The organism is Inhella sp., assembly GCF_027532025.1.
Lineage (GTDB): Bacteria > Pseudomonadota > Gammaproteobacteria > Burkholderiales > Burkholderiaceae_C > Inhella.
Genome location: NZ_JAPZSY010000025.1, coordinates 1 through 20,985, shown reverse-complemented (window position 1 = coordinate 20,985; position 20,985 = coordinate 1). Strand labels below are relative to the sequence as shown.

Sequence of the window (20,985 nt, the reverse complement as noted above, 5' to 3'; positions counted from 1 at the left end):
CGGCATGCAGCACTGCACTCGGTCACCTCGGGAGAGGTCACCGGGCCGCGTGGCCTGCGATCCCGTTGGAACCGTTTTCGACGGGGCGGAGCGCGACTTGAAGGCGTGGGCGGTTTTCAATCCTCAGAAAAGGGGCGGAAAAAACCGCCAGTTGGCGCGAACACAACTGGCGGTCAGGGGGCTTGGGCTGGTGGGCTCAAGTAGCTCGCTTCTTGGGCCGGCGGAGGGCCCCGATTGCCGCCGGTGGCGACTTCGCTTGAGGTCAGCGAAGTCGGCCAGGCGTCATCGAAGGAGCGACAGGACCTGCTGGGGCAACGCGTTGGCTTGGGCGATCATCGAATTGCCCGCCTGCTGAAGGATCTGCGCCCGGCTCAGGTTGGCGGTTTCGACGGCGAAGTCAGCGTCCGTGATGCGGCTGCGCGCGGCGGCTTGGTTTTCGACCGAGACCATGAGGTTGCTGATGACCGCGTCAAAGCGGTTTTGCACGGCACCGTAGGTGGCCCGTTCACCGTTGACCTTGTTCAACGCGGTGTCGAGGTTGTCGATCACGGTCTTGAGCGCGGCCGCGTCACCGTTCAGGTTGCCCCCCGTGACGGCGGTGATGTCGGTGTCGGTCACGAAGTTCGTCGTGGTCACCGTGATCTCGTCATTGGCCGAGGTGTTGGCGCCCACTTGGAAGAGTTGGGCGCCTGCGTCAGCACCCACGATGGCCTTGCCGTTGAACGTCGTACCCCCCAGCACCCGTTCAATTTCGTCGCCGAGCTGTTGGTACTCCTTGTCCAGCGAGGTTTTGTCGGCGGTGGTGTTGGTGGCATTGCGAGCTTGCACTGCCAGCTCGCGCATCCGCTGCAGGGCATCGCCGACTTTGCCGAGTGCGCCTTCCGCGGTCTGGGCCAGCGAAATGCCGTCGTTGGCATTGCGAATGGCCACATTCATGCCTTTGACCTGGGCATTCATGCGTTCGGCGATGGCCAGGCCGGCGGCGTCGTCCTTGGCGGAGTTCACGCGCAGGCCCGAGGACAGGCGCTGCACGGCGGTGGTCAGCGACGCCTGGCTCATGGCCGTGTTGCGTTGCGCGTTCAGCGACGTGATGTTGGTGTTGATGATGGCGGGCATGGTCGTTTCCTTTCAGCGGGTGAAAAAGGCCCGGCGGGGCCGAAGAGAAGAGCCTTGCGGCCCCGCCCGACACCCCTTGGTCTGGGTGGCTCCTGGTGGAGCGCCCCGGGCCTCGCGAGCCGGACAACGCGATCCGCAGATCCGTTGAGAAGGTTGTCGGCGCGCGGCCGAGGGAACTTGAGGCCGGCTTGTCAAGGCCAGGCATCTTTTGAAAAGAGGGGGAGGCAACGCCCTGTTTGGCGTGAAGCCCGTCACGCCGGAAGCTGGGGGGCGATGGGCGCCCAACTCTCGGGTTTGATGGCGTGGCGAAATTTCTAAAGTCAGGCTTCTTGCTGCCGATCGCGCGCTCGCGCACGCCATTTGGTGGTTTGTGTCCCCCTCGCCGAGCGAGCTTGGCCCACGGAGCTGTCCATGTCCCTGCAGATGCAAAACCCCTCCCAGGATTGGGCCCGCCGTGCGGCGGCCAGCGGCGTGATGGCCGCGCCCGGTCAATCGATCACCGAAGCCATGGCCTTGCTGGCGGCGGCGCGCAGTTCGGCCTACGCCGAAGCGGCCCGCGGCGAGCTGGGCCGCAGCGTGAGCCTGCTGTTGAGGGCGCTGAACACCCAGCCGATGAGCTTTGAGCTGCAGAGCGACATGGCGGCCATGCTGCTCAGCGCCGGCGAGTACGCCCACGCGGCCCGCTATGCGCGCGACGCGCTGCAACTGCAGCCCCACCATGGCCCGAGTTGGTACGCGCTGGGGTTCGCCCTGAGCGGCTTGGGCGAGGCCGTGGAGGCCAGCAGCGCCTTGCGCAAGCTGCTGCGCGGCAAGGCCAAGCAAAGTTTGATGGCCGAAGCCCCCGACTTGCTGCCGCTGGTCAAGACGGAGCTGGCTCGGATTCAGCGCCTGACACGGCAGACGCAGAAGGCGGTCTGAGGTCAGTGAGGGGTCTTGTCAGGCTTTTTCTGACAGGACCTCGGTGAGCCGCCCAACGGGTGGTGCAGCCAGCGTCTGATTTCGGGGCGGAGTCGGTCTTCCAACAATGGGCTCCATCGCACCCAACCCGGAGCAGCGCCCATGACCCCCGATCAAATCCTGACCGAAATCCGCGAAACCAACCTGTCCTACCTGATGCTGGCGCAAAGCCTCATCCGTCAGGACCGCGAACAGGCCTTGTTCCGGCTGGGCATCAGCGAAGAAACGGCCACGCTGCTGGCCACGCTGAGCCCGGCCCAGGTGATGAAGTTGTCTGGCAACGCGACGCTGCTGTGCCGCTTCCGCATGGAAGACGATTTGGTGTGGAGCTTGCTGACCAGCAGCCACAAGCCCAGCGTCAACGAGCAATCGGCTCAGCTGCACGCGCAGATCCTCCTGGCCTCGCAGGCCGCTTGAGGAGCTTGCCATGGCCCGCATCAAGAGCATCGTCGACGAGGCCCGCCAGATCGAGCGTGCCGTCACCCTCATCCACCTGGGCGCACGCCTGCAAGTGCTGGAGAGTGAGACCGATCTGAGCTACGAGCGCCTGTTGCGCCTCTACAAAGAGGTGGCCGGCCGCAGCCCGAGCAAGGGTCAGCTGCCGTTCAGCACCGACTGGTTCATGACCTGGCAGCCCAACATCCATGCCTCGCTCTTCGTCAACATCCACGAGTACCTGAACAAGGCCTCGGCGATGGACGAGATCGATGCGGTGATCAAGGCCTACCAGCTCTACTTGGAGCAGACCCACAGCCTGGCCATCGAGCCCTTGCTGTCGGTCACGCGCGCTTGGCGCTTGGTGAAGTTCATCGACAACGGCATGCTCACCTTGACGGCCTGCAAAAAGTGCGGTGGCCACTTCGTGACGCACCCGCACGAGATCAGCCGCCAGTACGTCTGTGGCTTGTGCAACCCGCCGGCCCGGGCGGGCAAGGGGCGCACGACGCCAGTGACACTGGCCCACTGAGGCCAGCGGCTCGGGAGGCCCGAGCGCGGTGCAATCGACCAGGGAGCGACGATGGGGCGCTGGAGTCCGAAGGCGCAAGCGCCGAAGTACATGGAGGCCTTCCAATGCGTGGGAGCGGCCTGTCCCGAGAACTGCTGCACCGGCTGGACGGTGTCGGTCGACAAGGCCACGTACAAGCGGTACCGCGAAGTCACCCTGCAGCCCTTGGCCGAGGTGCTGCACCGTCACGTGCAGCGCACGCAAGGCGGCGGTGACAGTTACGCTCGCATCGTGATGAAGCCCGACGGGGCCTGTCCGGTGCTGGACGAGGCAGGCCTGTGCCAGATCCACAGCCAATTGGGGCCCGAGGCCCTATCCCGCACTTGCACGGACTACCCACGGCAATACAGCCAGGACGGAGACCGACTGGGTGTGCGCGCCACCCTGAGCTGCCCCGAGGCCGCCCGCTTGGCCCTGACCCAAGCCGATGCGCTCGACCCCATCGAGTTGACCTTGCCCTTCACCAACGCCAGTTTGGTGCCCCTGCACGCGCGGCGCGGCCCGCCGCCGTCGGACGCCGACCCCGTTCGGCGCAACGGCGCTTTGTTGGGGCAGGTGATCGGGGTCGCCCTGCGTTCGCCAGGATTGACCGCCGTGGAGGCGCTGGTGGTGCTGGGCCTGATGCTGCGACGCGTGGCGCGAGACTGCCAGGGGCCGGAAGGCTCGGACGTGGCCCTGGCCGAAGCCGTGGAGCACTACCTGTCGGACGAGCACCTGCAGCGGGCGCCGGCCTTGATCCAAGCCTTGCCGGTGTCCAAAACGTTGCAGCTGGACCTGCTGCTGGGCACGACGCAGCGCTTTGTGCGCACCGAGCCGGTTCGGCCTTTGTTCAAACAGCTGTTGGAGCAGGTGGGTGCTGGCCTCGGCGAGGGGCAGGGCCTGGACGCCATGGCCGCGCGCTTGGCCGCCGTGGAGCGAGAGCAGTTCCAGCCCTTCGAGGATCGCCACCCCTTCGTTTGGAAAAACCTGCTGTTGAACGAGTTCGCCTACGCCATGTTCCCCAAGGGCGGGGCGGCGGACATCGAGCGCGAGCTCATGGGCATCGTGGTCAAGTTCGCCTTGATCAAGCTGTACGCTTGTGGCCTGATGGCCCATCGCGGCGCCGATTTCTCCTTGGACGATGTGGTGCGGGTGACGTACGTCTTGTCCCGCGCCATTACGCACAACCGACGCTTCTTGCCCAACTTGCTCCAAACTTTGCAAGACCACGATGCCCTGCGCCTGGACGTCATGACGCAGTTCGTCTTGTAGGCGGGCCGTGGCAGCCCTAGGTTCGACGTGATCGCTTGGCTGGATGCGCGATGGCCCTTGGGTGCCCTGCTCGGCTGGGGAGCCGCCTGGGTGGCTTGGCAGCTGGGGGCGAGCCTCGGTTGGGCGTCGCCTTGGCCTTTGGTGCTCAGTTTGTTGGTCGCAGCCCTGGTGGCGAGCGGGCACGGTCGTTGGTGGCGACGTGCGGTGGTGGTGCTGGGCTGGCCTTTGGCCTTGGCCTTGCAAGCGGTGTCGCTGCCGCCCTGGATTTGGGTCGGGTGCGTGCTGCTGCTGGTGCTCCTGTACCCGCGGCGCCTGTGGCGCGACGCCCCGCTGTTCCCGACCCCGCTCGGCGCCCTGGACGATCTGGCGCGCCATGCCTCGCTGCCGCCCGGTGCCCGCGTGCTGGATGCCGGCTGCGGCGCGGGCCATGGCCTGCGTGCCCTGGCCCGAGCCTACCCGCAGGCGCAACTCGAAGGCGTTGAAGCCAGCCGCTTGCTGGTGTGGTGGGCGCGTTGGCGCTGCCCGCGAGCGCGGATTCGGTGCGCCGACCTTTGGTCAGAGTCCTGGTCGGACTTGGACATGGTCTACCTGTTCCAGCGTCCGGAATCCATGCCCGACGCCCTGCGCAAGGCGCGGGCGGAGCTGCGACCGCGCGCTTGGCTCGTCAGCTTGGACTTCCCGTTGCCCGATGTGAGGCCCCAGCAGCAATGGCCCCACGGCCGTCACACCGTTTTTGTGTATCCGGCAAAAAGCCTGAATTGACCGTGGCTCGCCGGCTGTCTTTGGTCGGTCGGCCCAGCAAAACTCTGCACAATCAGCCGCAATCGGTCTGCCCCTGCGAGGGGCAGGTGCCCGGCGTCCACTCGCCTCCAGCAGCAACACACCATGTTCGTCATCGTCGGCTGGGTCCTCATGATTGCTTGCATCTTCGGCGTGTACATCGTGCACGGCGGCAACATGGGGGTGATCCTGAAGGCGCTGCCCTTTGAGCTGACCACCATCTTTGGTGCGGCGATTGGGGCCTTCTTGGCCAACAACCAGATGCCGGTCATCAAAGGTGCAATTGCTGGCTTGGGTTTGTGCTTCAAGGGCAGCAAGTACAGCAAAGACCGCTTCATGGAGTTGCTGGCGCTGCTTTACGACATCTTGCAAAAGGCTCGGAAAGAGGGCTTGATGTCCATCGAGAAGGACGTGGAGGACCCACACAACTCGCCCTTGTTCCAGAAGTACCCGAACGTGGGGCACGACCATCACGTCACCGAGTTCATCACCGACTACCTGCGCATGATGGTCAGCGGCAACTTGAATGCGCACGAAATCGAGTCTTTGATGGATGCGGAAATCGAGACCCATCATCAAGAGGCTCATGCGCCCGTCGCCGCACTGGCTCGTTTGGCCGGTGCGCTCCCGGCGTTCGGCATCGTGGCCGCCGTGTTGGGGGTGGTGAACACCATGGGTTCGGTGGGCCAACCGCCTGCGGTCCTGGGGGGCATGATCGCTTCGGCCCTGGTGGGGACCTTCTTGGGCATTTGGCTCGCCTATGGTTTTGCCGAGCCGCTGGCCGGCTTGTTGGAGCAAAAGCTCGACGAGGGGCACAAGGAACTGATCTGTATCAAGACCACGTTGTTGGCCAGCATGCAGGGCTACGCGCCCCAGGTGGCGATCGAGTTCGGGCGCAAGGTCTTGTACTCCAACGTGCGGCCGACCTTCATCGAGCTCGAAGCGCACGTCAAGAAGAAGTGAGCGAGCGCTAACACCCGCAGGAGCTGCCCATGGCCGGCGACGCCAAGAAGCTACAGCCGATCATCGTCAAGAAGGTCAAGAAGGGCGGTCATGGTGCCCACGGTGGCGCCTGGAAGATCGCTTACGCCGACTTCGTGACGGCCATGATGGCCTTCTTTCTGCTGATGTGGCTGCTCGGCTCGACCACCGAGGGCGACAAGAAAGGCATCGCCGATTACTTTCAATCGCCCTTGAAGGTGGCCTTGTTCGGGGGCTCGGGTTCGGGCGATGCGTCGTCCGTCGTGAGGGGCGGCGGGGACGACCTCACCCGCCAGGGTGGTCAGGTCAAGCGCGGCGACGTGAAGGCCGACGAGAAGAACTACAACCTGCTGGCCCTCAAGGCCGAGCAGCGCCGTGCCGAGCGCTTGCGCATGGAGCAGCTCAAGGAAAAGGTGGAGAAAACGATTGCCGCGAACCCGCGCTTGGCGGCCTTGGGCGGGCAGATCAAGCTGGAGATGACCAAGGAGGGTCTGCGCATCCAAATTGCGGACGAGAGCAATCGGCCGATGTTCGACAGCGGCTCTGCGGTGGTCAAACCCTACATGCGCGAGCTGTTGCAAGAGTTGGGCATGGTGCTGGCCGAGGTGCCCAACCGGTTGACCGTCGAGGGCCACACCGATGCCCAACCCTTCAGTGCCGGGGACCGTGGGTATTCCAATTGGGAGCTGAGTGCCGATCGCGCCAATGCGTCGCGCCGTGAGCTTGTCACGGGGGGTTTGCCCGAGTCGCGCATGCTGCGTGTACAGGGCTTGGCTTCGAGTAAGCTGTTAGAACCCCAGGCGCCGGAAAGTCCGATGAACCGCCGCATCAGCATCATCGTGATGAACCGCGACGCCGAAGACGCCATTTTGAAGAATTTGCCCGAGGAAGAACCCGAGGCATCCGCGCCGCCGGTGGCGGCGTCGGGTTGACATTGGAAGGAATGAAGGATCGCCATGAGCACGGATATGCGCTTCCTGATCGTTGACGACTTCTCGACCATGCGCCGCATCGTTCGCGGCCTGCTCAAGGAGATCGGCTACACCAACGCCGAAGAGGCGGAAGACGGTGTGGATGCCCTGGCCCAGTTGCGCGCGTCGAAGTTTGACTTCGTGGTCAGCGACATCAACATGCCCAACATGACGGGCTTCGAGTTGCTCAAGGCCATCAAGGAGGACGCCAGTCTCAAGCACCTCCCGGTGCTGATGGTGACGGCCGAAGCCCGCAAGGAAGACATCGTGCTGGCGGCGCAGAGCGGGGCGGCCGGTTACATCGTCAAGCCCTTCACCAAGGCCACGCTCGAAGAAAAGGTCTTGAAGATCATCCAGAAGATGCAAGGGGCCTGAGGCCAGGAGGCGCGCAATGAGTTCCCAGATGGACGAACTGGCCAAGCTGGCCCAAGGGCAGCCCTTGTTGGTCGACCCAGCGGTCTTTCAGCAGTTGGGGTCGATCACCCGCTTGCTGCACGACACCATGCAGCAACTGGGGGTGATGCCCAAATTGCAGACGGCCACGGAGGGCCTGCCCGATGCGCGCAGCCGCCTGTCCTACATCGCCGACAAGACCGCCAACGCCGCCAACAAGGTGCTGAATTCGGTCGATCAGGCCAAGGCAGAGCACCAAGCCATCAGCGAGTCCACCCGGCAGTTGGCCGAGCAGTTGGTGGCCGACCCGGTGCGCGCGGTGGCCAGCGGTGCGGTGCTGAACTTTGTCGAACTGGTCGAGGCCAAAACCTCCAACATCGACCACCACCTGACCGACATCATGATGGCCCAGGACTTCCACGACCTGACGGGCCAGGTGGTCAAGAAGGTCGTGCAACTGACCAGCGACTTGGAAGACAGCCTGGTGAAGCTTCTGGTGCAAGTGGTCCCACCCGAGCAGCGCGAGAAGGTGGCGCCCGAGGTGTTGCACGGCCCGGTGGTCAACGCCGAAGGGCGCACCGACGTGGTGACCAACCAGGGTGAGGTGGACGATTTGTTGGCTTCGCTCGGGTTCTGAGCGGCACCGCCTGACATGCACGGGGAGGCTGACGCCTCCCCGTTGTGTTTTCAGGGCCGGATCAGCGGGGTGTTGTCCCGGCTTATCCGGCTCAAGTCGGCCCCTCCCCTGAGAAGAATCGGCTCAGCGCTCCGCTCCATTCGGCGGGGGCTGCAGCCATGGCCGACAAAGACGCCCAAGACCACAACTTACCCGCCTCGCAGCGCAAGATCAAGAAGGCGCGCGAGGAAGGTCAACTGCCGCGATCGCGCGACTTGCCTCACGCTTTCGTGATGGGGGCTTTGACGCTCCTGGCCTGGGGCTTGATGCCCAAGGCGGTGGCTTATTGGGAGGGCCTGTTTCGACAGGGTTTGCGATTCGACGCGCAGACCTTGGCCACCCCCGGTGCCATGTCGGCGCTGTTGAGCCAGCAGGCGGCCCACTTGGGGGTCACGGTGCTGCTGGTGGGCGGGGTGCTCACCGCTGCGGCAGTGTTGGCCAATTGGGCCGGCGGTGGTTGGAACTTCACCTGGAAGGCCTTGGGCCCGAAGTGGACGCACCTCAATCCTTTGCAGGGCATCCAACGGCTGTTCAGCGGGGAGAACCTGGGCCACGCCGCCAAGGCCTCCTTGCTGGCCCTGGCGCTGGTGGCCGTGGGCTCGCTGGCGCTGTGGGACGCGACGCCGCACTACGTGGCGCTGATGTCGGTGCCGCTGGACGGCGCCCTGGCGGCCGCTGGCCGTTTGGTGCTGACCGGGGTGGTGGCCTTGCTGCTCACGCTGGCGGTTTTTGCCGCCATCGACTGGCCGCTGCAGCGTCAGTTGTACTTGCGCCGCTTGCGGATGTCGCGCACGGAGGTGAAGCAGGAGCACAAGGAAACCGAAGGCTCGCCCGAGATCAAGGCACGGCAGCGCCAGCGCATGCGCGAAATGACCAAGCGCCGCATGATGGCCGCGGTGCCGAAGGCCGACTTGGTGGTGATGAACCCCACGCACTACGCCGTCGCGCTGCGCTACGACGAGGCCAAGATGGGGGCTCCCATGGTGGTCGCCAAAGGGGCGGACCTGTTGGCCCTGCGGATTCGCGATGTGGCCCAGGAGAACCGCGTGCCGGTGCTGCAAGCCCCTGCCCTGGCCCGCGCCTTGTATGCCCATGCCAAGCTGGATCGCGAGGTGCCCATGAGCCTGTTTGCCGCCGTGGCCCAGGTGCTGGCCTACGTGTACCAACTGCGCGCCGCCCTGGGCGGACGCGGCTTGCCAGAGGCCCCCAACCCCGAGGTGCCGGCGGGCCTGGACCCGCACGAGCGGGATGCCCAAGCGCCCAGCGATGAGGAGGCCTTCGCATGAACGCCCTGACGCAACGTTTGCAAGGCTGGCTGGGCCCCTACGGCGCCATGTTGCAGGCCATGGGGGCGCCCATCGCCGTGCTGCTGGTGCTGTCGATGATGGTGCTGCCCCTGCCACCGATGGTGCTGGACTTGCTGTTCACCTTCAACATCGCCATGGCGCTGATGGTGGTGATGGTGGCCTCGCAAATGATCCGGCCGCTGGACTTCGCCGCCTTTCCCACAGTGCTGCTGCTCACGACGCTGCTGCGCTTGAGCCTGAACGTGGCGTCCACGCGGGTGGTGTTGATGGAGGGCCACACGGGCCCCGGGGCCGCCGGGCAGGTGATCGAGAGCTTCGGTCACTTCTTGATCGGTGGCAATTTCGCGGTTGGCCTGATCGTGTTCGCCATCCTGGTGGTCATCAACTTCATCGTGGTGACCAAGGGCGCCGAGCGCATCGCCGAGGTGTCGGCGCGCTTCACGCTGGATGCCCTGCCCGGCAAGCAGATGGCGGTGGATGCCGACCTGTCGGCCGGCCTGATCGACGACAAAGAGGCGAAGCGGCGCCGTGCCGAACTGGGCGACGAAGCCGACTTTTTTGGTTCGATGGACGGTGCCAGCAAGTTCGTGCGCGGCGATGCCATCGCCGGGATCTTGATCCTGTTCATCACGGTGGTGGGCGGTTTCATCATCGGCATGGCCCAGCACGGCATGGGTGCCGGCGCGGCGGCCGATGCCTACATCCTGTTGGCCGTGGGCGACGCGCTGGTGGCGCAGATCCCGGGGCTGCTGATTTCTGTGGCGTCGGCCATGGTGGTCAGCCGGGTGGGCAAGGAGCGCGACATCGGCAGCATGATCGGTCAGCAGATGTTCGGCAGCTGGCGTGCTCTGGCCGTCACGGCGGCCGTGGTGTTGGTGTTGGGCCTCATCCCGGGCATGCCGCACGTGGTGTTCCTGACGATGGCGGCGATTTTGGGCGGCTTGGCTGGGTGGCTGCGCCGCAAGGAGCAACTGGCGAAGCTGGCCCCGCCGCCGGCCCCGGCGCAGGTCAAGACGGATGGCGAAGCCAGCTGGGACGACCTGGTGCCTGTGGACACCCTGGGGCTGGAGGTGGGCTACCGCCTGATCACCCTGGTGGACAAGACCAAGGATGGCGACCTGCTCGGACGCGTCAAGGGCGTGCGCAAGAAATTCGCCCAGGACGTGGGCTTCCTCCCGCCCAGCGTGCACATCCGCGACAACCTGGAGCTGCGACCCAGCCAGTACCGCATCCTGCTGCGCGGCGCGGTGGTGGGCGAGGCCGAGGCCTACCCGGGCTTGTGGTTGGCCATCAACCCGGGCCACGCCACCCAGCAACTGCCAGGCACCCGCACCACCGACCCCGCGTTCGGCCTGCCCGCGGTGTGGATCGAGGAGCGCCAGCGCGAAGCCGCACAAATGGCGGGTTACACGGTGGTTGATTGTTCGACCGTCGTTGCCACCCACCTTTCACACTTGATGCAAGTCCATGCGGCCAAGTTGCTCGGCCGCACGGAAACCCAGTCCCTGGTCGAGCACCTGACCAAGCTGGCCCCGAAGTTGATGGAAGACGTGGTCCCCAAGATGGTTGCCATCCCGCTGCTGCAACGCGTGCTGCAGGCCCTGCTGGAAGAGGGCGTGCACATCCGCGACATGCGCTCGATCGTCGAGGCGCTGGCCGAGCACGCCAGCACCATCACCGACCCCCAGGAGTTGGCGCGGCGCATCCGGGTGAGCTTGTCGCCGGCCATCGTGCTGCAGATTTACGGCCCGGTGAAGGAGCTGGACGTGATCGCGCTGGATCCCGAGCTGGAGCGCCTGGTGTCTCAAGCCCTGAACAGCCCGCACGGGGCGGCTTTGGACCCTGGCGTGGCCGACCAACTGGCTCGCCGCGCCGCCGAAACCAGCAACCAGCAGGAAGAGCGCGGTGTGCCCGCTTGCCTGCTGGTGCCCGACGCCATCCGCGCCCCCATGGCGCGCCTGCTGCGCCGCACCGCGCCCCGTCTGAAAGTGATCTCGCACAGCGAGGTGCCTGAAACCCACTCGATCCGCATTGGCTCCGTCATTGGAGGTGCCGCATGAACCCCGGAACCATGAAGCGCTTTGCCGCCCCCACCACCCGCGAGGCCATGCAGCGTGTGCGCGCTGCCTTTGGCGACGACGCCGTGGTGCTGTCCACCAAGCCCTGCCCCGAAGGCATCGAGATCCTGGCCATGCCGCCGCAGGCCGTGGCGGCCGTGCCCAAGGCCACCGGCGGCAGCGTGGGTCAGGACGTGAACACCCTGGCGATGAGCACCTTGTCGTTCCAGGACTACGTGCGCGAACGCATGCTGCGCCGGCGCGCTGCCGAGCAGCAAGGCCAGCCCGACCCGGTGATGTCGGAAGCACCGCCTTCGCGTATCAACGACCAAACGCAAGAGCGGGCCCGTCGCGCCGTGGCCCAGATGCAGACCCTGCGCGCCCAGCGCGTGGAGCCCACGCTCGAGGCACCGCAACCCGCCCCGATGCCGTCTCGCCCCTTGCCGGAGCGCCCCGTGTCGCGCGAGCCCAGCCACGCGGCCGCGCGTTGGGCCGCCGCCGGCCTGGGTGAGCCCGCTCCGCGCGCGCCCGCTCAGCACGACCCGGTGCTCACACAAGCCCGTGGCCCGCAGCCCAACGCTCGCGACGCGGCTCGCGAACGGGTGCGGCCCACGCCGGAGCTGCACCGCGCGCCACCCGTGCTGCGCGACGAGGTGGCGCTGCCGGCCCCGCCCGCCCTGGACTACGGGGTTCAAGCCGCACGGCAGGCCCGCGAGACGGCCGACATCGCGCAAGAGCTGCGCGCCATGAAGGGCCTCATCGAGGCCCGGTTCGGGGCACTGGCCTTCATGGAGAAGTTGCAGCGTCAGCCGGCCCAGGCCCAACTCGCGCAGCGTCTGATCGGCATGGGCTTTTCACCCGCCATGGTGCGCAAGCTGGTGGACGCCTGTCCCAGCAGCTTTGTGCAAGGCGCGGACGAACAGCAGTGGGCCCAAGCGGTGCTCGCGCGCAACCTGCAGGTGGCCGAGCTGCCGCTGGAGGATCGGCAGGGCGTGTTCGCCCTGATCGGCTCCACCGGCGTGGGCAAGACCACCACCACGGCCAAGATCGCCGCCAACTTCGCGGCCAAGCACGGGGCGGCCCAGCTCGGGCTGATCACCTTGGACGCTTACCGCATCGGCGCGCACGAACAACTGCGCGGCTATGGTCGCATCCTGGGTGTGCCGGTGCACACGGCGCACGACCGCGCCTCGCTCGATGACTTGCTGGACCTGCTGGCCAACAAGAAACTGGTGCTGATTGACACCGCTGGCATGGCCCAACGCGACGCCCGCACCCACGAGCTGCTGGACATGCTGGCCCATCCGGCCATTCGCAAGCTGTTGGTGATCAACGCCAGCGCGCAGGGCGAGACCAACGACGAGGTGGTCGCCGCATGGCGCGCCGCCGACTGCGAGGGCGTGATCTTGTCCAAAGTGGACGAGGCCGTGCGCTTGGGTCCCGCGCTGGACAGCCTCATCCGCCACCGCCTGCGCGTGCATGGGCTGGCCAATGGCCAAAGGGTGCCGGAGGATTGGTTGCGCCTGCCGGCCGATGAATTGATGAAGCTGGCCTTCAAACCCCAGGCGGCGGCCAGCCCCTGGCGCATGGACGCCCAGGACTTGACCCTGTTGTTTGCCGGCACGCCCACCGAGCCCGCCACCACCCACTGAAACGCGAGTTGCACCCCATGCGCGACCAAGCCGAAGGCCTGCGGCGCTTGTTTTGCACCGAGGCACCGCGAAACCCGCCTCGCCTCGTGCCCGTGGTGGCACCTGCTGAGCCCTTGGGGGCAGGGGATTACCTGCTGGATCAATTGGTGGGCGCTTACCTGGAGCGCGGGCTCAAGGTGCTGGTGGTGGACGCCGGCCCGCGGGCGCAGCCCGCCCCGGACTTGGCCCGCGTCGATCTGGCGGCTTGCGTGCAACGCTTGTCGGCCGATGTGCGCTGGCTCGATGCCAAGGGCTTGGTCGCCCACCACTTGGACGCCCGCGGCCAGGCCACGGCCCTGCGGGAACGCTTGGTCGAGGCCGCGCCCGAGGCCGACGTCATCGTGCTGCACGCCCCGGTGTCCGAGATGGCTCGGGTCCTGCCCGGCGCGCCCGCCTGCCGCCCGGTGCTGTTGGCCGACTTGGCGCCCAGCAGCATCACCGCCGCTTACGCGGCCATGAAGTGGCTGCACCAGCGCGCCGATGTGGCGGTTTTCTCGGTGCTGGTGGGCGCGCACCCCAAGGTGGCGCTGACCCAACGCGTCATGCGTCAACTGGCCGACACGGCCGAGCGCTTCCTGGGCGTGGCCGTGGCCGACACCGTGGCCATCGAGCCGAGGGCGGGCCTGCGCAGCGAGGTGGCGCCCGCCTTGCGTCGATTGGCCCGCGACAGCCTGAGGCCCTTGACCGCAGGGCGTGAAGCCTCGGTGCTGCCGGCGCAGAATGGGGGCCTGTCCGCGGCAGCGGGGGCGGCCTTCCATGCTTGACCTTGCCGACCGGAACGACCACGGAGCCGTTGAACCGATGTACACCGCCAAGGGCAAGCTCGACACCAGCGCCCTGATCCGCCAGTACCAACCTCTGGTGCGCCGGCTCGCGCACCAGATGATCGCGAAGTTGCCCGCCAACGTGGAGCTCGACGACCTGGTGCAGGTGGGCATGATTGGGTTGACCGACGCGCTCAGCCGCTTCGATGTGGGGCAGGGCGTGCAGTTTGAAACCTTTGCCACGCAGCGCATCCGCGGTGCCATGCTGGACGAATTGCGCGGCACCGATTGGTTGAGCCGCGGCACGCGCAAGCAGCAGCGCGAGATCGAAGAAGCCATCCACCGCGCCGAGCAAAAACTCGGCCGCGCCCCTTCCGAGAGCGAAGTGGCCGAGCAGATGGGCCTGAGCCTGGCCGCCTACCAAGACACCTTGAACAAGGTCCGCGGCACGCAACTGGTCTACCTGGAAGACATCGGCGGCGGTGACGACGGCGACGATTACCTCGATCGCCACGTGGTCGATACCGACGCCAACCCATCCGTGTTACTCCAAGACGAGCGCATGCGCCATGCGCTGGTCGAGGCCATCAAGGGCCTGCCCGAGCGGGAGGCCTACGTGATGAGCATGTACTACGAGCACGACATGAACCTCAAGGAGATCGCTGCCGTGCTCAAAGTCACCGAAAGCCGGGTGTGTCAGTTGCACAGCCAGGCCATCGCGCGCCTCCGGGTCAAGCTCCGGGACCACTAGCATCCGTTGCCCAGCCGCGCGGCGCGCCGCCGCGCCGCTCAGATCACGTCGCCCAAGCCCGATTCCCGAAACAGACTGAGCGCGTGCTGCTGCCGCCGCTCGCGGAAGCGCTTGCGGGCGAACAACTTGGCTTGGGCGTTTTCGGGCAGGTCGGTCACGGCGATGACGTTGCGAGCCATCAGGGCCTCGATCACGTCTTCCAGCACCCGAACGAAGTCGGCGTCCAGCCGGTCGAACGCCTCGGCCGAGGGGGCGATCGTGGCCATGAACGCCTGCAACTCGGGGTGGTGGGGCTCCAAGAATTCGGCGCCGCCCGGGTCGTCGCGCAGCACGCCGCTGAGGGCGCCGCTGGGGTCTCGTGTCACGAAGGGCATGGCCTGCTCCCTCAGGGGCCAACGCCCAGCTTGCCGCGGTGCAGCAGCTCTTGCAGGATCTGGTCGTCGGTGGCGTTGCTGGCGAGGCCCAGCGCGGTGCGCAGATCGATGCCCTGCAGCGTGATGCGCTGGTCTTCGGCGCTGGCGTTGTACGCCCCTTGCGCAAAGCCGCCCGTGCTGCTGATGCGCACGATGGTGTTGCCGGTGGCAGCGTCGTACTGGAAGTCCAGGTAATGCGACAGGTTGCCCGGCGTGTTGCCAGCCCCCAGGGCTTCGCCCTGCAACAAGTCGCGCAGGTCCAGCACATCGCCGCCAGCGCTGGCGTCGAAGTCGGTCAGGGTGTCCAGGGCTGGGCTGCCCGCACTGCCCCGGTCGGCCAGGGTCCAGCGGAACACGTCGGCCCCAAGGCCGCCGGTGAGCACGTCGTTGCCCGTGCCGCCGATCAACAGGTCGGCGCCGTTACCTCCGTTCAAGCCGTCATTGCCCGGACCACCATCCAGCACATCGGCCCCATTGCCACCGGTGAGCACGTCATCGCCGGCGCGGCCGAAGAGCACGTTGCTGGCGTTGGCACCGGTGAGGGTGTCGGCCCCCGTGGTGCCCGACACGGCGCCCGTCACGTCGGCGATGTCGGTCACGGTCCAGGGGCTGCCCACGTGCAGGGTGAGCACGCCATCCACGCTGCTGCTCGCGCCGGTGCTGGCCTCGGTGGACGTGGCACGAACACCGATGACCAGATCCCCGGTCACCGATGTTGGCAAGCGCAGCTCTGCCGTGGCGAGTTCGGCCGCGCTGAGGGTGATGCTGCCGCCGACGGGTGAGTAGCCGAGCGGTTGACTGGCGGTGACGATGAGCGCACCGGCGGCGAGCCCCGTGAAGGTGTAGCTCAGGCTCTCGGAGCCATCGGTGTCCGTCAGGGCACCGCTGACGTAGCTGGAAAGGGAGAACGCCGTGTAGGTTCCACCGTTGCCCGCCATCACCCCTTGCACAGCCGTCATCCGCATGTCGTCGATGAAGGCGCCGCGGCCGAAGGGGTCGACGGCGGTGGCATCGGTCCGGATGGTGATCGTGTGGCTACCGCCGTCGCCCGCAAAGCGGAAGACCAGGTTCTTCCAATCCGCGGCGCTTTGCGGGCTGGTGCTGCTGTACTGCTGCGCCAGCACGCCGTCGATGTAGATGCCGATGCGCGTGAAGCCCTCCGCGTAGCTCGGCCGGCCCGCGTAGTCGAACGACAGCTCGTAAATCTTGCCGGCTTCCGTGCTCACGCTACGGCTGATTCCCAACGTCTGGCCAAGGCTGCTCGAATCGTTGAGCTCCAGGTAGGTGTCGCCGTTGCCGGGCGCGACGTTGACGGGGATGAAGGCGCCGTCTTGCCGGGCCTGCGTGTCGCCCAAGGTCCAAGTTTCGAAGGCGTTGATGCCGCCCGCCAACTCGCCCGGCCGGCTGTCCACGCGGGTCCAGCCTTCCAGGGTGGTCACCGTGTGCACGGTGCTGCTGGTGTCGGGGTTCGGGCTGGACTCCCAGCTGTTTTGGAACACCACGGTGGCGGGCGTGGCCACCAGGGTCAGGGTAGGGGCGTCGGGCACCGCGAGCACCTGCACGGTGGCCACGGCGTTGGTGAGGCCGCCCTGGCCATCGGACACCGTGTAGGTGAACGAGGCCGTGCCGCTGAAATTCGCGGCTGGCGTGAACACGACGTTGCCGCCCACCAGAGCGACGCTACCGTTCACGGCCCCCGACACCGCCGTGATGCTGAGCGTGTTGCCCTCGACGTCGCTGTCGTTGGCCAGCAGGCTGGCCACCGTCACGGTCAGGGGCGTGTCCTCTGGCGTGCTCAGGGTTTCGCCTTGCGTCACTGGGTCGTCGTTGACCGCACTGACCGAGATGGTTTGGGTGGCTGGGGTGGAGGAGGCGCCCTCGTTGTCGGTGGCGGTGAAGGTGAAGGAGGTCGAGCCGTTCCAGTTGGCGTTGGGCACAAAGCTCAAGCCTGCGGCATTGGCCGTGGCCGGGATCACCTGGCCGAGCGTGACCGGGCTGCCGGCGAACCACAGCGTGCCGTTGGCCGGCAGCGAGCCGATGGTGAACGAGGCCACGCTGCCGTCGACGTCAGCGCCCGACAGCGAGATGGGGATGCCGGCGCTGTCTTCGGTGCCTGAGGCCGGGGTGACCGAGACCGTGGGCGCCTCGTTCGCGCCGTTGACCGTGACCGTGACCGTGCTGGTCGTGCCATCGGCCGTGGTGACCGTGAACGACTCCACCGGCGCATCGGCGCTGGTCAAGGCTTGGACGTTGGCGTCGCCATTGCGCAGCGTGTACGTCCACTGGCCGGCGGCGTTGATCGTGAAATCCCCGTACGTGCCGGCCACGGAGCCGGGCACCACGGTGGTGGCGCTGTCGACGTCCGAGACGACCAGCGTGCCCGAGGCCAGCACCGTACCGTCTTCGGTGACCGAGCCCGTGGCCACGCCCGTGACCACGGCGGCATCGTTCGTGCCCGTGATGGTGATCGTCAGCGTGGCGATGGACGTGGCGCCCTGGTCGTCGGTGACCGTGTAGGGCACCGTGATCGTTCGCGTCTGGCCGGCGGCCAGGCCGTTGTAGGCCGGGTCGGCCGGGTTGAAGCTGTACGTGCCGTTGGCGTTGAAGGTCAGGCCCGCGGGGGCTGGGCCATTGAGCGAGAACGACAGCACCGCGTTTGCGTCGGTGTCGGTGGCCGTCACCGCACCCGTCACCACCGGGCCGCCCTCGGTGGCGGAGGCGGTGGCATCGGCGGCCACCGGCGCGTCGTTGGTGCCCGTGATCGAGACTGTCACCGTGATGGACGAGCCATCGGCCGACGTCACCGTGAACGTCTCGGCCGGCAAGGCCTGACCGGCGCCCAGCGCCTGCACCGCCGGATCGGCGTTGTTCAACGTGTAAGTCCACAGGCCGGCGGCGGTCACCGAGAAGGTGCCATGGGCACCCGCGACATTGGTCTGCGGCACGAACACCGCCTCACCCGTGTCGGGGTCGACGATGGTGAGCTGGCCCGAGGCCGAGGTCGTGCTGTCTTCGACGGTAGCGCCCGAACTCACGCCGCCGAGCACGGCGGGATCGGCCACCGGCGTGACGTTGAGCGTGATGGTGTTGGGCGCGGTGTCGAAAGCGCCCGAGCTGTCCTGCACCGAGAACGTGAAGCTGGCGTAGCCGGTGCCGTGGGCGTTGGCGGCCGGGGTGAAGACCAGGTTGGCCAGGTCGGCGGCGTTGATCACCTGACCGGCGACGACGGGGGTGCCGTTGAGGCTGAGCGTGCCCGCGCCGGGCAGGGTGTCGATGCGCACGGCGGCCAAGGTCTGGCCGGCGTCGGCGTCGGCAAAGCCGAAGCTGGCGGCGGAGAAGGCGTGCGAGCCGTCTTCGGGCAGGGTGACGGTGGCGTCGGTGCCGGTGGGCGGGGTGTTGCTGCCGACGTTGACGGTGAGCGTGCCGGTGGCGGAGCCGCCTTGGCCGTCGCTGATCGTGTAGTTGACGACGACGGGGCCGGTGACGTTGGTGGCCGGGGTGAAGTTCAGCGTGCCGTCAGGGTTGACGGTGACGGTGCCCAGGGCGGGGTTGGCCAGGGTGGCGCCGGTGACCGACAGGGGGTTGCCGTCGACGTCGGTGTCGTTGGCCAGCACGGCGATGTTGTTGACCGCGGTGTTGATCGGCGTGGAGGCCGTGTCGGCGTTGGCCACCGGTGCGTCGTTGACCGGGGTCACGTCCAGCGTGAGGGTGTTGGGCGCTGCGTCCCAGTCGCCCGAACTGTCTTGCACCGAGAAGGTGAAGGCGGCGTAGCCATTGCCATTGGCGTTGGCGGCCGGGGTGAAGACCAGGTTGGCCAGGTCGGCCGCGGCGATGACCTGGCCGGCGGTGACGGGGTTGCCGTTCAGGGTGAGGCTGCCGGCGCCCGGCAGGGTGTCGATGCGCACGGCGGCCAGGGTGTCGCCGTCGGTGGCGGTGAAGCCGAAGCTGGCGGCGGAGAAGGCGTGCGAACCGTCTTCGGCCAAGGTGACGGTGGCGTCGGTGCCGGTGGGCGGCGCGTCGTTGTCCACGATGCTGCCGGTGCCGGTGACGGTGCCCACGCTCAAGGGCACGGTCTCGGTGGACTCGGTGCGCGTGTCGGCCGTGGTGGGCACGGTGACGCTGAAGCTGGTCACGCCCGCGGGCACGGTGATGGTGCCGGTGGCGGCGTTGTAGGTCACGCCGTTGGTGAAGCTTGGCGTGCCGAAATCCCCGGCCGTCGCGCTGCCGCCGCCCAGGTTGAAGCTGTGCGTGGTGTCCGTGGCCGAGGGGTTGGTGAGCACGACGTCGAAGACGAGGTCGTTGCCCTCGGTGGCGCTGGGGCTGGACACCGAGGCGATGCTGGACGCGCCGTCGTCGTCCAGGATGCTGCCGGTGCCGCTGACCCCGCCCACGCTCAGCGGCAGGGTTTCGGTCGGTTCGGAGGTGCTGTCCTGCGTGGTGCCGACGGTGACGCTGAAGCTGGTCACGCCCGCGGGCACGGTGATGTTGCCGGTGGCGGCGTTGTAGGTCACGCCGTTGCTGAAGCTCGGGCTGCCATGGTCGGCCGCCACGGCGGTGCCCCCGCCGAGGCTGAAGGCGAAGGTGGTGGCGCTGGTGGACGGGTTGCTCAGCGCCACGTCGAACACCAGGTCAGCGCCCTCGGTGGCGCTGGGGCTGCTCACCGAGGCGATGGATGGCGCGCCATCGTTGTCCAGCACCGTCGCGGTGCCGGTGCCTTGCGCGATGGTGGCGTTGGTCGGGCTGGTGAGCACCAGGCGGAAGGTCTCGCTGCCTTCGGCCAGGTTGTCGTCCGTGAGCGCCACGGTGACGGTTTGCGTCGTCGTGCCCGGGGCGAAGGTCAGCGCGCCGCTGCGCGCGCTGTAGTCGCTGCCGGCCGTGGCCGTGCCATTGGCGGTGCCGTAGTTGACCGTGACCGTCTGGCCCGTGGCCGAGGACAGGCTGACGGTGAAGGTGACGGTGCCGGCCGCCTCGTTGACGGTCACGTCGTTGACCGACAGCGCCGGGGCGGCGTCGTCGTCCACGATGGTGCCGGTTCCACTGACGCCCCCGATGGTCAGGGGCACGGTTTCGTTGGCCTCGTCGGCGCTGTCTTGCGTGGTCGGGACGTTCACCGCGAAGCTGGTGACGCCCGGCGGCACGGTGATCGTGCCGGTGGCGGCGTTGTAGGTCACGCCGTTGGTGAACGTGGGCGTGCCGAAGTCGCCCGCGCTGGCCGTGCCGCCGCCGAGGCTGAAGGCGTGGGTGGTGGCCACGCTGGAGCTGCCGCTGAGGCTGACCGCGTAGACCAGGGTCGCGCCTTCGGTGGCCGTGGGCGACGAGATGGCGCTCACGGTGGGCGCGGCGTCGTCGTCCAGGATGGTGCCGGTGCCACTGACGCCGCCCACGCTCAAGGGCACGGTTTCGTTGGGCTCGTCGGTGGTGTCGGGCGTGGTCGGGACGGTGACGGAGAAGCTGGTGACGCCGGCGGGCACGGTGACGGTGCCGGTGGCCGGGTTGTAGGTGACGCCGTTGCTGAAGGTGGGCGTGCCGAAGTCGCTGGCGTCGGCCGAGCCGCCGCCCAGGGTGAAGGCGTGGGTGGTGGCGACGCTGGAGGCGTTGGTCAGGTTGACGGCGTAGACCAGGGCCGAGCCCTCGGTGGCCGTGGGCGAGGAGACGCTGGCCACGGTGGGGGCGGCGTCGTCGTCCACGATGGTGCCGGTGCCAGTGACGCTGCCGATGCTCAGCGGCAGGGTTTCGTTGGGCTCGTCGGTGGTGTCGGGCGTGGTGGGCACGACGACCGAGAAGCTGGTGACGCCGGGCGGCACGGTGACGGTGCCGGTGGCCGGGTTGTAGGTGACGCCGTTGGTGAAGGTCGGCGTGCCGTAATCGTTG

The 20,985-nt window shown here is 67.4% G+C and carries 17 protein-coding genes; 14 read left to right on the top strand and 3 right to left on the bottom strand.

What is annotated here, in order from left to right:
- Positions 1-282 precede the first annotated feature (282 nt).
- The gene (locus tag O9335_RS05145) at positions 283-1,116 is read right to left on the bottom strand and encodes a flagellin (RefSeq protein ID WP_298384536.1); all 834 of its coding nucleotides are present in this window, start codon (positions 1,114-1,116) and stop codon (positions 283-285) included.
- Positions 1,117-1,527: 411 nt separating this feature from the next.
- Between O9335_RS05145 and O9335_RS05140 the strand changes: the two genes are divergently transcribed.
- From O9335_RS05140 to O9335_RS05075, 14 genes are all read left to right on the top strand, one after another.
- On the top strand, positions 1,528-2,034 hold the full coding sequence (locus O9335_RS05140) for a tetratricopeptide repeat protein (protein WP_298384532.1): 507 nt from the start codon (positions 1,528-1,530) through the stop codon (positions 2,032-2,034).
- 141 nt (positions 2,035-2,175) lie between these two features.
- The gene (gene flhD, locus O9335_RS05135) at positions 2,176-2,490 is read left to right on the top strand and encodes a flagellar transcriptional regulator FlhD (RefSeq protein ID WP_298384529.1); all 315 of its coding nucleotides are present in this window, start codon (positions 2,176-2,178) and stop codon (positions 2,488-2,490) included.
- A gap of 10 nt (positions 2,491-2,500) precedes the next feature.
- The gene (gene flhC, locus O9335_RS05130) at positions 2,501-3,040 is read left to right on the top strand and encodes a flagellar transcriptional regulator FlhC (RefSeq protein WP_298384526.1); all 540 of its coding nucleotides are present in this window, start codon (positions 2,501-2,503) and stop codon (positions 3,038-3,040) included.
- 51 nt (positions 3,041-3,091) lie between these two features.
- Complete coding sequence (gene fliB / locus O9335_RS05125) at positions 3,092-4,330, top strand: flagellin lysine-N-methylase (protein WP_298384523.1); 1,239 nt, start codon at positions 3,092-3,094, stop codon at positions 4,328-4,330.
- 27 nt (positions 4,331-4,357) lie between these two features.
- On the top strand, positions 4,358-5,092 hold the full coding sequence (locus tag O9335_RS05120) for a class I SAM-dependent methyltransferase (protein ID WP_298384520.1): 735 nt from the start codon (positions 4,358-4,360) through the stop codon (positions 5,090-5,092).
- A gap of 123 nt (positions 5,093-5,215) precedes the next feature.
- A complete protein-coding gene (gene motA / locus O9335_RS05115; RefSeq protein WP_298384517.1) occupies positions 5,216-6,073 on the top strand; it encodes a flagellar motor stator protein MotA in 858 nt (285 codons plus the stop codon).
- A gap of 29 nt (positions 6,074-6,102) precedes the next feature.
- Positions 6,103-7,023 (top strand): flagellar motor protein MotB, encoded by a 921-nt coding sequence (gene motB / locus O9335_RS05110; RefSeq protein ID WP_298384514.1) that lies wholly within the window; start codon positions 6,103-6,105, stop codon positions 7,021-7,023.
- Positions 7,024-7,047: 24 nt separating this feature from the next.
- Positions 7,048-7,437: a chemotaxis response regulator CheY gene (gene cheY, locus O9335_RS05105; RefSeq protein WP_298384511.1), complete on the top strand. Its 390-nt coding sequence runs from the start codon at positions 7,048-7,050 to the stop codon at positions 7,435-7,437.
- Positions 7,438-7,453: 16 nt separating this feature from the next.
- Positions 7,454-8,092: a protein phosphatase CheZ gene (locus O9335_RS05100; RefSeq protein ID WP_298384508.1), complete on the top strand. Its 639-nt coding sequence runs from the start codon at positions 7,454-7,456 to the stop codon at positions 8,090-8,092.
- A 158-nt stretch (positions 8,093-8,250) separates the two neighbouring features.
- Positions 8,251-9,417, top strand: coding sequence for a flagellar biosynthesis protein FlhB (locus tag O9335_RS05095; protein WP_298384505.1), 1,167 nt, complete (start codon positions 8,251-8,253; stop codon positions 9,415-9,417).
- Positions 9,414-11,498 (top strand): flagellar biosynthesis protein FlhA, encoded by a 2,085-nt coding sequence (flhA, locus tag O9335_RS05090; RefSeq protein ID WP_298384502.1) that lies wholly within the window; start codon positions 9,414-9,416, stop codon positions 11,496-11,498. The genes O9335_RS05095 and flhA overlap by 4 nt, the downstream gene beginning before the upstream one ends.
- Positions 11,495-13,147 (top strand): flagellar biosynthesis protein FlhF, encoded by a 1,653-nt coding sequence (gene flhF, locus O9335_RS05085; protein ID WP_298384499.1) that lies wholly within the window; start codon positions 11,495-11,497, stop codon positions 13,145-13,147. The genes flhA and flhF overlap by 4 nt, the downstream gene beginning before the upstream one ends.
- A 17-nt stretch (positions 13,148-13,164) precedes the next feature.
- Positions 13,165-13,950, top strand: a complete 786-nt coding sequence (locus tag O9335_RS05080) for a hypothetical protein (RefSeq protein WP_298384496.1) — start codon at positions 13,165-13,167, stop codon at positions 13,948-13,950.
- 37 nt (positions 13,951-13,987) lie between these two features.
- Positions 13,988-14,701 carry an RNA polymerase sigma factor FliA gene (locus tag O9335_RS05075; protein WP_298384493.1) on the top strand — a complete coding sequence of 238 codons (714 nt, stop codon included), beginning with the start codon at positions 13,988-13,990 and terminating at the stop codon, positions 14,699-14,701.
- A gap of 38 nt (positions 14,702-14,739) precedes the next feature.
- Here the strand turns inward: O9335_RS05075 and O9335_RS05070 are convergent, their stop codons facing one another.
- Together O9335_RS05070 and O9335_RS05065 are read right to left on the bottom strand one after the other, a co-directional pair.
- Positions 14,740-15,075: a hypothetical protein gene (locus tag O9335_RS05070; protein WP_298384491.1), complete on the bottom strand. Its 336-nt coding sequence runs from the start codon at positions 15,073-15,075 to the stop codon at positions 14,740-14,742.
- Positions 15,076-15,086: 11 nt separating this feature from the next.
- Positions 15,087-20,985, bottom strand: a 5,899-nt coding sequence (locus O9335_RS05065) for an Ig-like domain-containing protein (RefSeq protein WP_298384488.1), incomplete at its 5' end; no start/stop codon positions are given.

Excerpts from the sequence above, each read along its gene's own strand:
- O9335_RS05145 (WP_298384536.1), bottom strand. The coding sequence starts at position 1,116 with ATGCCCGCCATCATCAACACCAACATCACGTCGCTGAACGCGCAACGC.
- O9335_RS05140 (WP_298384532.1), top strand. The coding sequence starts at position 1,528 with ATGTCCCTGCAGATGCAAAACCCCTCCCAGGATTGGGCCCGCCGTGCG.
- flhD (WP_298384529.1), top strand. The coding sequence starts at position 2,176 with ATGACCCCCGATCAAATCCTGACCGAAATCCGCGAAACCAACCTGTCC.
- flhC (WP_298384526.1), top strand. The coding sequence starts at position 2,501 with ATGGCCCGCATCAAGAGCATCGTCGACGAGGCCCGCCAGATCGAGCGT.
- fliB (WP_298384523.1), top strand. The coding sequence starts at position 3,092 with ATGGGGCGCTGGAGTCCGAAGGCGCAAGCGCCGAAGTACATGGAGGCC.
- motA (WP_298384517.1), top strand. The coding sequence starts at position 5,216 with ATGTTCGTCATCGTCGGCTGGGTCCTCATGATTGCTTGCATCTTCGGC.
- motB (WP_298384514.1), top strand. The coding sequence starts at position 6,103 with ATGGCCGGCGACGCCAAGAAGCTACAGCCGATCATCGTCAAGAAGGTC.
- cheY (WP_298384511.1), top strand. The coding sequence starts at position 7,048 with ATGAGCACGGATATGCGCTTCCTGATCGTTGACGACTTCTCGACCATG.
- O9335_RS05100 (WP_298384508.1), top strand. The coding sequence starts at position 7,454 with ATGAGTTCCCAGATGGACGAACTGGCCAAGCTGGCCCAAGGGCAGCCC.
- O9335_RS05095 (WP_298384505.1), top strand. The coding sequence starts at position 8,251 with ATGGCCGACAAAGACGCCCAAGACCACAACTTACCCGCCTCGCAGCGC.
- flhA (WP_298384502.1), top strand. The coding sequence starts at position 9,414 with ATGAACGCCCTGACGCAACGTTTGCAAGGCTGGCTGGGCCCCTACGGC.
- flhF (WP_298384499.1), top strand. The coding sequence starts at position 11,495 with ATGAACCCCGGAACCATGAAGCGCTTTGCCGCCCCCACCACCCGCGAG.
- O9335_RS05080 (WP_298384496.1), top strand. The coding sequence starts at position 13,165 with ATGCGCGACCAAGCCGAAGGCCTGCGGCGCTTGTTTTGCACCGAGGCA.
- O9335_RS05075 (WP_298384493.1), top strand. The coding sequence starts at position 13,988 with ATGTACACCGCCAAGGGCAAGCTCGACACCAGCGCCCTGATCCGCCAG.
- O9335_RS05070 (WP_298384491.1), bottom strand. The coding sequence starts at position 15,075 with ATGCCCTTCGTGACACGAGACCCCAGCGGCGCCCTCAGCGGCGTGCTG.